The sequence below is a fragment of the Gracilimonas tropica DSM 19535 genome (assembly GCF_000375425.1).
In the GTDB taxonomy this organism is placed as follows: Bacteria; Bacteroidota; Rhodothermia; order Balneolales; family Balneolaceae; genus Gracilimonas; species Gracilimonas tropica.
The window spans coordinates 86404-98170 of sequence record NZ_AQXG01000002.1; the positions used below are offsets into that span (position 1 = coordinate 86404).

9 protein-coding genes and 1 pseudogene are annotated in these 11767 nt (G+C 43.4%); 5 read left to right on the top strand and 5 right to left on the bottom strand.

The window, feature by feature from the left end; translation table 11 throughout:
- Positions 1–29 precede the first annotated feature (29 nt).
- Positions 30–251, bottom strand: a complete 222-nt coding sequence (locus tag B151_RS0104015) for a ferredoxin (RefSeq protein ID WP_211207816.1) — start codon at positions 249–251, stop codon at positions 30–32.
- Positions 251–1528, bottom strand: coding sequence for a peptidase U32 family protein (locus tag B151_RS0104020; RefSeq protein WP_020402318.1), 1278 nt, complete (start codon positions 1526–1528; stop codon positions 251–253). Before B151_RS0104020 ends, B151_RS0104015 begins: the two co-directional genes overlap by 1 nt.
- A 243-nt stretch (positions 1529–1771) precedes the next feature.
- Between B151_RS0104020 and B151_RS0104025 the strand changes: the two genes are divergently transcribed.
- A complete protein-coding gene (locus tag B151_RS0104025) occupies positions 1772–2632 on the top strand; it encodes a hypothetical protein (protein WP_211207817.1) in 861 nt (286 codons plus the stop codon).
- Positions 2633–2782: 150 nt separating this feature from the next.
- On the opposite strand, the gene B151_RS19355 is transcribed toward B151_RS0104025, so the two are convergent.
- On the bottom strand, positions 2783–5395 hold the full coding sequence (locus B151_RS19355) for a VWA domain-containing protein (RefSeq protein ID WP_020402320.1): 2613 nt from the start codon (positions 5393–5395) through the stop codon (positions 2783–2785).
- A 260-nt stretch (positions 5396–5655) separates the two neighbouring features.
- Here B151_RS19355 and B151_RS0104035 point away from each other — a divergent pair, with 260 nt between their 5' ends.
- Positions 5656–6486: an alpha/beta hydrolase gene (locus B151_RS0104035; protein ID WP_020402321.1), complete on the top strand. Its 831-nt coding sequence runs from the start codon at positions 5656–5658 to the stop codon at positions 6484–6486.
- A gap of 270 nt (positions 6487–6756) precedes the next feature.
- Here B151_RS0104035 and egtD read toward each other — a convergent pair whose 3' ends face one another.
- Both egtD and egtB read right to left on the bottom strand, forming a co-directional pair.
- Positions 6757–7722, bottom strand: a complete 966-nt coding sequence (egtD, locus tag B151_RS0104040) for an L-histidine N(alpha)-methyltransferase (protein ID WP_020402322.1) — start codon at positions 7720–7722, stop codon at positions 6757–6759.
- A 198-nt stretch (positions 7723–7920) separates the two neighbouring features.
- The gene (gene egtB, locus B151_RS0104050; protein WP_020402323.1) at positions 7921–9228 is read right to left on the bottom strand and encodes an ergothioneine biosynthesis protein EgtB; all 1308 of its coding nucleotides are present in this window, start codon (positions 9226–9228) and stop codon (positions 7921–7923) included.
- A gap of 325 nt (positions 9229–9553) precedes the next feature.
- On the opposite strand from egtB, the gene B151_RS0104055 reads away from it, so the two are divergent.
- The 3 genes and pseudogenes from B151_RS0104055 to B151_RS20485 all read left to right on the top strand — a co-directional run bounded on the left by B151_RS0104055 (position 9554) and on the right by B151_RS20485 (position 11763).
- A complete protein-coding gene (locus B151_RS0104055) occupies positions 9554–10138 on the top strand; it encodes a Crp/Fnr family transcriptional regulator (protein ID WP_020402324.1) in 585 nt (194 codons plus the stop codon).
- An 80-nt stretch (positions 10139–10218) separates the two neighbouring features.
- Positions 10219–10647: pseudogene (locus B151_RS20480) on the top strand (NADPH-dependent FMN reductase); the annotation flags it as partial.
- A 126-nt stretch (positions 10648–10773) separates the two neighbouring features.
- Positions 10774–11763 carry a cyclase family protein gene (locus B151_RS20485; RefSeq protein ID WP_425402403.1) on the top strand — a complete coding sequence of 330 codons (990 nt, stop codon included), beginning with the start codon at positions 10774–10776 and terminating at the stop codon, positions 11761–11763.
- The last annotated feature ends 4 nt before the right edge of the window (positions 11764–11767 follow it).

An 11767-nucleotide genomic window follows, 5' to 3' on the forward strand; every position in this document is an offset into this window, starting at 1 on the left:
CACATACGGTCTTGGTGATGGTGAATTTTTCATTTATTGATGCGAATGGCATCTACCGGACAGGCTTGTGCTGCCCGTTCGTTATATTCCCGCTCAAATTCTCCTGCTTCCGCATGATAGAGCTTCCCTTTCTTCTTGCCACCAATTAATACACATTTACCATCCCTTTTCGACATCTGCCAGCGCTCGGGCCAGGCCTCTACGCAGTAATTACATCCTATACATCGATCTCTGTAAAACGTGATCTTCATCAGTCTCTGTCCTCCCAGAGGTACACCTTGTCCCCTTCATTCACCACACAATCCAATCTGATCGTACATTCTTCTCCTTTGGCCACTACGTCTGCAGGCCGATCTCCCACCCAAATAGAATCAATTTCAGGTTCAGCAACCCCGGTTTTATTGCCAATAATGATCAGTGAATCACTCCTGTTAAAACCACCGGCTTTGATCCGCACATGCGCCACTTTTGCCTTTGGGTAGTAATGAAGCACTTTCCCTATAAAACGTTTTTCTTTGGTTGCGGCCGAACCATGAATGCGACTCCATTCTCCTAGCTTCCTGCCCAGGTAATAGCCGTCCCAAAAACCACGGTTGTACACTTCTTCAAGTTCCTTCTTCCAGGCATCCACTTTTTCCCGGGTATATGTTCCATCTGCTACGGCTTGAGCTGCTTCTTTATAACACCGGGTTACAGTTTTAACATATTCCGGTGAACGTCCCCGCCCTTCCAGCTTCAACACTTCGATCCCGGTATCCAGCAGCTGATCTAAAAAGTCGATCGTACACAGATCCTTGGGTGACATGATGTATTCATTATCGATCAGAAGCTCCTCGCCTTCCTCATTGGTTACCCGATACGCATGTCTGCAATTTTGCTTGCAAGCTCCCCTGTTCGCTGATGAATTATAGGTATGAAGACTCAGATAACATTTCCCGGAAACAGCCATACAAAGTGCTCCATGGGCAAAAACCTCGATCTGTACCAGGTTACCGGATGGCCCCCGGATGTCCCGTTCTTTCACTCCCTCCACGATCTTCTTCATTTGTCCGAGACTCAGTTCCCGGGCCAGCACCATCACATCTGCAAAATGACTGTAGAACGCTACCATCTCAATATTCGAGATATTGGCCTGGGTTGAAATATGAACCTCCACCCCGTTTCTTGCAGCGTACGAAATCGCCGCCTGATCGGCCGCAATAATAGCCGTGATGCCATGCTCTTTGACCGCATCAATGATCTTCTTCATCAATGGAAGGTCATGATCATACAGCACCGTATTGAGCGTCAGGTACGTTCGGATACTTTCCTCACGTGCCACGTCTGCGATCTTAGGAAGATCAGCCAAGGTAAAATTATTGGATGCCCGTGCCCTCATATTCAGCTGTTCGATGCCAAAATACACCGAATCGGCTCCACCTTGAATGGCAGCCTTCAGGGAAGCCCAGTCCCCGGCCGGGGCCATTATTTCAGTTTTCAGGAAGTGTTCTTTGGAATGGAACTCACCAACCTTTGGATTCGATTTCATAGTCTTATGATATTTATACTTACCGACCTGCTTAACAGACCAAACCATGCTAAAATCACACGACAATATGTAGTTTTTATGAAGCTGGGCATCAATGGGTTATACCAATGAGCAGTGTGGTTTCCATATTTCCCTCACCTCTTAGAATTATGGGCGTTATGGAGCCATTGGTATGTGCGGGAAATACCTATCTCAACGATCAACCCTGAATTACATGAATTCAGGGAATAATGACTGCAAGCCTTGGGTACGCATTGTGCTAAGTATATCAGTGGCTGTATTCCGGTTCAGTCAGCCATTTCCTCAAAATGCCGGAAAGAAGGAGCACATATGAATTTGGGTAGTCTTAGTCATCGCATTTGCTGTATCACCCTGATAGTGGGAGGGGTATTTTCGGCCAAAATCGCTGCACAAGAATTATGGGTTACAGACCGTGTTTTCCTGCAGGATACGCTTCCTATGAACCGGCAGGATGTTTTAATCAATTTACTGGACAACAGCCTCGAATCACTGGCCGACAGAGACCGTCAGGGACGCATGATCGGAGGATACATATTACTTGGATTGGGCGCCGGAACCGCGGTTGGAGGAACTGTAACGCTTGCTGCTGCTAAGAATGATGATGCCCGCATCGTTGGTTATTCACTTTTAGGTGGAGGAGCTTTTTTAGGGGCAATGAGTTTACTTCCTTTCAAGATTAAAAGTGAATCGGAACGGTTATACGCAGATTTCAGAGAAGACCTGAAAAACAGCCCCGGCGAAAAAAGCCAAAATTTCTATTTTTGGGACCGTCGATTTGAAGAGCTTGCTCAAAAAAGGAAAAGGGAACGCATCATTGGCGGAATTTCATCTATTGTAGCCGGTGGAGTAGCCAGTCTTGCAGCAGAAGATGTTTCGGATCGGGACCGGCTGCATATTTTCATCTGGCCGGCTGTTGGCAGGGTAACAAGTTTTTTAGTCAGATCAGAGGAAGAGCAGCGCTTTGAAACCTATCGGCAAGCCAAGGAGGATATCCTGCGTTCCGGATCAGTTTCGGAGATTCACTTTGGAGTATTACCTTTACCTAAAAAGGGATTACTGGCCACGATACAGGTTCGGTTTTGAGATGTATCTTTCATGAGAAATTAGCCTCATCAACGCAGGTTTTGCTTTCTGATGATGTAAAGTTCTTCAAAAGGTACTTCTATAAGATCAATCTGTACCCAAAAAGCCGGAGATGACCCCGGCTGTAACTAACTGGAAGAACTATGAGGCTTATTTGATCAAAGTCATCCTTTTGGTTTGAGTCTTGTCTCCTGCTTTCAGGCTGTAAAAGTATACACCACTCGAAAGAGACGAGCCGTCAAACATCACGGAATAGCTTCCCGCCATCTGGGGTTGGTCGACCAAAGTTGAAACTAACTGCCCCAGTATATTCCTCACTTCCAACCGGACCTTTCCATTTACTGGTAACGAATAATGAATCCTGGTAACGGGGTTAAACGGATTTGGATAATTTTGTGTCAATTCAAACCGTTCAGGGTTTTCTCTGATTTCCTCATTGGATGTAATCAAGTTAGCTTCGATCGGTATCTTCCTGGTGTAAGAATTCCCCTCGTCGCGGACAATAAGGGTATCACTGCCATCGAGTTGAATGCCCGGTTCAAAATGCAAATAGGCCTGACTGCTATCCTCCTCAAAAATCCGGATACTCAAACCCGGATTAATCGGCTCTTGTAATTCGAACGTGTGTTGCTCCGGAAATATCGGGAGTAACGTAAAAGCTTGCAGTAACAAACTGTCTCCCGGTAGTGCTTTAATGGAGTTCAGGCCATCCGTATCGTACACCGAACGATTCACATATACCCCCGGAATGATATCCGAAAAGTTTGCACTGTTATAACGGAGTTCCAGAATATTGGAAAACAACCCGGCATCGCGACTATACGAGTTAAGGTTAAACCAACCGAGAATCTCCAGACTAAAAACCCGGTCTTGGTCCCCGCGCTTTGGAGAGGCATAGCTGAACCACATCAGATTCTGTGCATCCTCATTTAGTCTTTTTATGATGACATCAATACCATTTAGCAAGGCTGAAAAGTTCTGAAACCGAAAACTGCCTGCGTTACCAAAATCCTCAATAACGGTAGAACTATTCCCTATTTTAATGGTAATGATCTGTTTATCTCCCCGCGCATCGAGTACATCCTGAGCGGAATTAGTTCCCTGTGTATCTTCTCCGTCCGTGATCACAATCATGGAACCGAGCTGAAGTCCGGTATCCGAATAAGAATTCTCCCAGCGGCTCAAACCGGTGATCATACTGCCATGCAAATTTGTAGTGGTTCCGCCCAACGTAATTGAGTTCACGGCCTGGGCCAGCGCAGCCTTATCCGATGTATAATCCACCAAAAGCTGAGTAGATCCAGAAAAGGAATAGAGCGCGATCTCAAGGTCTTCCGGAAGCTGCTGGATAACTTCAACAGCGGCTTCTTTAAGTTCTGGTAGTTCGGCCCCCACACTGAAACTGTTGTCGATCATCATCACCATACGGAAATCAACAGGAACATTTTCTACCGGTTCAAAAGTAAAGAAAGACTCGCTGGTAGATATCATTTGACCATCCTCTCTTGCCCGGAAAGATATAAGAGATGGGTTCAGATTAAAAGAATTTCCCAGGTAATCCCGCAGCAGGAAAAGCCCGTTCACGTAAGAGGGTTCGGAGGAAAAAGCATAAACAGGGTTCACTTCATACGTACCCGTGCGGTAATCCTTGCTGTTTTGAAACTTTGTCCGAAAGAAGAAATAAGGATATTCATGATACACCAATTCGTCAGGATTGTAATCCTTGCCCGTATATATCCAGGCTGATTTAAGCGGGTCCCAAACCACTTCCAATCCCCCATAAATACGGAGAGAATCTGTAACCAGATTTGGAAAGAAATAACTACTCGGATTATAAAGCTCATTACCTGCACGACCATACGATGGATGTGTGGCACGTACCTGGGATTCGTCAATAGAGATTCCGGTAAAGCTCTCGGTTTTGAGATCATAAAGATCAATACGGTTATTGTCTGCCGCAAGATATAGGGTATCATTTAATACCTTGAAAGGCCTGTTACCGGCTGTCGGCAAATTAGGTAAGAACTCATACTCTAATGTATTTAAGTTCACCTTTAACAACCCATTTGTAAATTGAGTAAACAGGGGTACATACCAAAAGTCAGATTCCCGGGAATAGGCATAATCAGAAGAGACGAAATAAGGGAGAGAATCCGCGGTGTAAATAGTATCGGTAGCTATCAGGTTTCCATTTCGATTGCGAAGACGGATAATATCTAAATAAGCCTGATCAAACTCGTACCGTTGTTCAAGGGCAATAATGGTACTGTCGTCATAGGTTATAAACTCCTCGTAGGCAAGGCTACCGGCAGTATTGCCTCCATCACAATAGATCAAACAAAGTCGTTCCGTTTCCAGGGAATTCGGAACCCCGATAAGAGAACTGCCATCCACCATAAGCACCGTGTCCCTGACAAATATATACGGTGGAAGGTAACTGAAAGCATTATTAGTGCTAAAATCTCCGTTATATACAATGGCCGAATCTACAACGTTTAGTTTGAGATCGAACGTATCACCGTATTCCTTTTGAAAAAGGTAAATAATACCCAGGTATTTTGATGTAGCATCATCATAGTTTTGGGTTGAACCGATCAAAATTTCCGGTTCTTGTGACTGTTCTAACTGCCACATGATATCGATATCGCCGGGATAATAAATATCAGAAAGAGAAGTAACAGGGGCAGTTCCTTGAGCACGAACCGTGCCGGAAAAGCATACCACTGCCAATACTAAAGATAAAGCCAGTAGGGAAGATTTCATTTAGGAAGGGTTAATTAAGAATCCGTGATTATACACCCCGACATGGCAAGAAGCAACAGATCCAAAAAAATTTAATGGACAGGATATGATTATCCCCCTGCGGGGATTATTTTAATGGAACACGGATGAGACGGAGAATCCAGTAACGAATCCCTCTGCCAGTAAAAAACATGAGGTGATATTACTCGATTTAAGTATCATTATTTCAGGAATCTTCGCAATTATGCCCCCAACAAGATCAGATTCATCAGGCAAACAACATGACTAAAACCCTTGCTTCTACCTTTTTAATTATTCTCTTGCTTTGCTCACAACGTATCGTCGGGCAGAATATGCAAGATTCCGGAACCTATATAAAATCGGATATCTACTCTGAGGTTCTGGGAGAAACACGAACCTTTCATATCGGACTTCCAGACTCCTATCATACTTCAGAAGATCGAAGCTACCCGGTTATGATCTTGCTGGACGGATACACGCATTTTAAAACAACCACAGGTATCGTTCACTTTTTGAGCTCAGACCGCGCGGGAAACAATATGGCCCCGGAAATGATCGTCGTTGCCATTGATAATATTGATCGTGAACGTGATTTCACCGTTACAAAGATCAAAACCGTTCGCCCGAATACTATGGGAGGCGGCAGAGATTTTTTAACCTTTATTGAGGAAGAGCTGATCCCATATATAGATGAAACATACCGAACCGAAACGTACAGGATCCTGACCGGACACTCGCTCGGTGGACTCCTGGCAATAAATGCTTATGCTGATAGCACAAGCATTTATGATGCTTTTATATCTATAGATCCCAGCATCTGGTGGAACGAACAGATGATGGCTAACAAAGTGAATGCAGTGCCCTCTGCCTCCTTCCACAAGAAATTATATCTTGCAACGGCCAATCAGGGAGCAGCTAATCTCGAACGGAATAAGAAAAGGCATGATACTTACTACACGCTATTGACGGAGCGATCTGATGAGCCTCAGAATATCAGGATTGTATACTTTGAAGATGAAGACCACCGATCCGTTCCTCTCAAAGCGATCTATGAAGGACTTCGATTTATTTATTCAGCCTACCATCCATAAAAGTTCATAAGGATTTCTATTGCGGGATCTTTAAATGAATAAAAAGCATAACTGAAGAAGCTCTCCACCCGCCGGGCAGCAAAATTGTCCAAAAAAAATTATTGGATTCGAGCAAATTGAATAACAAGACTGCTGTTGCCCGCAAATCAGGGCAACCGGACCTGGGTTGCTATGGTCTTAAACTAACCGCGGTACTCATTGTGAAATACTTTCTTTTATTTGCACTTTTCGGTGGTGAGGACTTGAACGTACAATTTACATACAAGGCTTTCAGTCCTTTAAAACCGAATGCTTCTTTGTCAAGAATTGAACGGCAAATAGTTCGTTTTCGTCAGTCCACGTTTTCTCAGTTCTAAAATGGGGCTGAGTAATTTCTCTGAAGGATTCCGGTGAGTATTTGTGGGAATTTTCTGTATGAATGGTTTCTCCTTCAGCAATGGTGATTTTTGACCCCATCATATAAACCGTTTGGTCTTTTTGGCTCACCAGGTGCATCTCTATTCTGCTTTTTTCTTCATTGAAAATGGCTTTGTGATCAAACGCATCGGGATTGAAATTAGCATCCAGCTCCCGGTTGATTCGCGTTAGGATATTTTTGTTGAATTGAGCCGTGATTCCCTTCTCGTCGTCATAGGCTGCAATCAAGGTTTCCCGGTCTTTGATCAGGTCAAACCCTATTAACAGGCCACCATTTTTTCCAATCAATTCTGAAATCAAAGCGATAAAATCACCGGCTTCATCCTTGGTAAAATTCCCAATAGTGGAGCCCGGGTAGTAGACAATTCTTCGGATGCCCTCGTTTGTATCCGGCAGATCAAAAGGTTTGGTATAGTCCGCAGAAACCGGATTTATTTCTAAGTTTGGATACTCAGATTGCAGTTGCTCCGCCGCAGAGGACAAAAAATCATTGGAGATGTCAACCGGAACATAGGAATGTAAATTCGGAAGGTGATCCAGCAGTAAGCGGGTTTTCAGGCTGCTTCCGCTACCAAGCTCTATAAGCTGAATGCCTGAACCAAGTTGCCCTGCTATGTCCCCGATATTGTTCTTCATTATAGAGAGCTCTGTTCTGGTTGGGTAATACTCGTCCAATTCACAGATCTGTTCAAATAACTCCGACCCTCGTTTATCATAAAAAAATTTACTGGGCAATGTTTTCTGAGTCTTTCCAAGGCCTTCCAGCACCTCTTTCAGCATCCCAGAATGAACACTTACTTCTGTTGTATTTGATTCCATATTCCTCTTTGATGAGTACATTTATACCTTTACAGATTAGCAATTTTATCTGGAGAACCTACGAGCGTCCGATGGTCCTCGTAGTATTCGGGTTTACGGTATGAATCCCTTAACGCTCGCAATACCTTAAGACGCTGCGAGCTTTCTGCCTTCACAGGTTTTGCAAAGGTGGCAAATTCACTCTTCATCAAGTTCATGTTATTTTGCTAAACGGATTCCGGTAAACTGCCAGCGCTCGTTGGCGTGGAAAAAATTGCGATATGTTTTTCGGAAATGAGACTTCGAAGTGGCACACGATCCGCCCCGAAGTACATACTGATTGCACATAAACTTACCGTTGTATTCGCCCAATGCGCCGGGCAGCGGTTTGTACCCTGGATACGGAGCATAGGAACTTTGGGTCCACTGCCACACATCTCCAAACATTTGTTGAAGGCCTGATCGTGCATTTTGTAATGCTACCGGATGAAGATTTGCAGCATCGGCAAAATTGCCGGTAACCTCCATTGATTCAGCCGCAACTTCCCATTCAAATTCCGTGGGTAACCGATAACCTCTCCAGAGGGCATAAGCATCGGCTTCAAAATAACTGACGTGGGTGACCGGCTCGTTCGGATCTATTTTTTCCATCCCGCTGAGGGTAAACTGCCACCATTCCCCATCTCTTTTTTCCCAATAAAGCGGAGCATTCCAGCCCTCATCCCGAACAGTGGAAAAGCCTTCATCCAACCACCATTTTGGTTCCCCATAGGCTCCTGACTCAATAAATTCTATGAACTCAGCATTCGTTACCAGGCGATTCGCAAGCTCAAAGTCGTGGATATAGGTTTTGTGGCGCGGGAATTCGTTGTCATATCCAAAGTCATCGCCCTTGTGGCCTACTTCATAGACACCTTCACCAAAAGAGCTCCAGCTTAATTCCGGAACCGATTTTACTTTCGGGCGATCTGCCTCTTTATAGGTGATATTCAACGGATTTTGAGCAAACATATATTTCAGATCGGTCATCAGCAATTCCTGATGCTGCTGCTCATGGTGAATCCCGATCTCGATGATCGGTGCCCATTTTTTGTACTGCTCGTCCGTGGCATTTTTGATTAGCCCGGCTACGTGTTCATTGATGCTTTTCCGATATTCAAACACCTGTTTTACCGTGGGACGTGAAATATTTCCCCGCCTTGCCCGGCAGTGAGGAACTCCCGTCTGCAGATAATAGGAATTAAACAAATAACTGTATTGGGGATGAATGGGATCGTAATCCTTGAGCTCCTTCTCCAACAAAAAAGTCTCAAAAAACCAGGTGGTATGAGCCAGATGCCACTTGGCCGGACTCGCATTCTCAGTCACCTGAACAACATAGTCTTCAATTTCGAGTGGTTCCGTAATCTCTTCCGTAAAGGCTCTCACGCGGTTGAATGTATCGATCAGCTCATTCCTTGAGTATCTGAAAGTGGGATCGATCTCATCACTCTTAATCTGTTCTGAGGGTAAAGCAGGGTTTTCCATAGCAACTCAGTTTTTAATTTTTCTTTAGATGTAGTACATCCGGGGGTTCTTACTTATGAATAAAAACATTTTCCGTTAAAGATAATTCGTAAGAAAAATTGTGAACCCTGGGAATGTTTATTAAAGTGTATCAGGCTTAGTACTTTTATCAGATAAATATACTTATCAATATTTTTTCTCTGTAAACTATTCCTTACCTATTTAAGTACATTCATGGATTTTGCTCTCTTGCAGCTCAAATACGATCAATTTTTTGGATAGGCGTGCATTTCATTTAATCTCTTTTATATTATCGCTCATCTATACAATATTCACTCCTACATAGATGGACTCACATCAGTTACTTATTGACCATATCTCAGAAATCGTTTCTTTAGATGATTCTATAAAAAGCCTAATCAGAGAACGATTCATACCACGGCATTTAAAGAAAAAAGAAATGCTTCTCTATAAAGGTGATGTCTCTCATCATATGAGATTTATTGCAGAAGGCTGTCTAAGAAATTATAATATCGATGAGAATGCACAGGAACACATCTTACAATTTGCTGTCAAAGGTTGGTGGATCAATGACCTATATAGTTATTTAACAGAAACCCCGGCCACTTTTTTTATTCAGGCATTAGAGGATAGTGTTGTTTTACAGATCAGCAAAAATGAACTAACTAAACTCTTTGATGAAGCTCCCGCTTTGGAACGATTTTATAGAATAAAATTCGAAAATGCTTATGTAGCATTGCAGAACCGAACTATACATGGAATGAGCAAACCAATTGAAGAGAGGTATTCCGATTTCAGAAACACGTACCCTGAAATTGAACAACGGGTTCCCCAATTCATGATCGCGTCTTACCTTGGCATCACTCCCGAATCATTAAGTAGAGTCAGAAAAAGGATGAGCTCCAAATGACTTCTTGATTTGAGTCAATGAATTAGGCTCTCTACTCCGCGAACTTTGTGCTGTCACATTTAAAACCAAATGATAGTACAATGAAAATTATAGCTCTTGCCGGTAGTAACAGCCGGAACTCAATCAATGCAAAGCTTACCAAAGCTGTGCTTTCTTATTTTCAGAAAGCTGAAGTTAATTACATCGATCTCAAGGATGTAAATGTCCCTATTTATAATCAAGAATTGGAGACAGATGAGGGAATACCGCAGAAAATAGAAATACTCTTTCAGCAGTTTGAAGAAGCTGACGGGTTTATAGTAGCTTCTCCTGAATACAATGGTTTGATGCCCGGTTTTTTCAAAAACATTGTTGACTGGTTATCCAGAATCGACCAGAAGATCTTCAGAAATAAACCGGTACTTCTTGTCAGTACTTCCCCAGGCAAAACCGGAGGGGCATCCAATCTTTCAGTATTGAAGGACGTCATGCCTTTCTGGGGGGCAAAATCTGTACATACTTACTCTTTAGGTAATTTCGATGAGAACTTTAACTCCAATTCTAATAGTCTGTCGAATCCTCTTGAGTTCAAGAAACTTCAGGTAGTATTAAGCAATTTCAAAATCGCCCTATTTAGTGAGCAATCAGATAAACGAGTGTCTCCTACCAGTGCGATAAAAAAAATCGCCTTTTTGATGATAGGTCTATTTGTATTGAATATTCAGACCTTTGCACAATCTACAGAACAAGCAGGCCAAAGCCCCTGGGGACCAGAGGATGAGATAGGCACCCTGAATATGATGAGCGATCAGTCCAGGCTCGATATTCTTGGGCGAATAAAGTCGGGTAAAGTATTCGATCTAAGTGTTGAATATTTTGTTGGAATGCCAAGTTTTAGTGCCCTTGGTGATCCCGGTTATCAGTACTGGCTCACTCACACCCCAAATGGGACCATCGTTGATAATCCCAATGGATTAGGTGAGGAGATGAACCGGAAAGTAAGCTATACCGGTGATGCCATTTCCATGTATACCCACATGGGAACTCATATAGATGCCCTCAATCATTTTGGGCTGGATGGTAAGATTTGGAATGGATTTACACCTGAGCAGCATCTTGGAGATAAAGGATGGAAAAAAACCGGAGCGGAAACCATTCCTAACATCATTGCCCGGGGCGTCATGATCGACGTGCGGTCGTACTTGGGTCAATTAACACCAAACTACCGGATCACAGCATCTGATCTCCAAAAAGTGTTGAAGGATCAGAACGTTTCTTTAGAGCCGGGAGATGTAGTTTTGATCAGAACTGGACAGGCAAAAAACTACCAGGATGCTCATGCTTATCTGGATCAATATCCCGGAATAAGTTTAGATGCAGCCAAATGGCTTGTTGAAGAACGCAAAGTCATGCTGCTTGGCGCTGATAATTTAAGTTTTGAAGCATTCCCCCCTGAAAGAGATGACAACTGGGTTCCGGTTCATACCTATTTATTAGCTGAAAAAGGAGTCATGTTCATTGAACAAATGTATCTGGAGGAGCTTGCACAGGAAGAGGTATATACTTTTGCATTCATAGCTGGCTCTCTCAAACTCCGTGGGGCAAGTGGATCGCCAATGAGACCCATTGCAATTCCTATCCGGTAATATC

Excerpts from the sequence above, each read along its gene's own strand:
- B151_RS0104015 (WP_211207816.1), bottom strand. The coding sequence starts at position 251 with ATGAAGATCACGTTTTACAGAGATCGATGTATAGGATGTAATTACTGC.
- B151_RS0104020 (WP_020402318.1), bottom strand. The coding sequence starts at position 1,528 with ATGAAATCGAATCCAAAGGTTGGTGAGTTCCATTCCAAAGAACACTTC.
- B151_RS19355 (WP_020402320.1), bottom strand. The coding sequence starts at position 5,395 with ATGAAATCTTCCCTACTGGCTTTATCTTTAGTATTGGCAGTGGTATGC.
- B151_RS0104035 (WP_020402321.1), top strand. The coding sequence starts at position 5,656 with ATGACTAAAACCCTTGCTTCTACCTTTTTAATTATTCTCTTGCTTTGC.
- egtD (WP_020402322.1), bottom strand. The coding sequence starts at position 7,722 with ATGGAATCAAATACAACAGAAGTAAGTGTTCATTCTGGGATGCTGAAA.
- egtB (WP_020402323.1), bottom strand. The coding sequence starts at position 9,228 with ATGGAAAACCCTGCTTTACCCTCAGAACAGATTAAGAGTGATGAGATC.
- B151_RS0104055 (WP_020402324.1), top strand. The coding sequence starts at position 9,554 with ATGGACTCACATCAGTTACTTATTGACCATATCTCAGAAATCGTTTCT.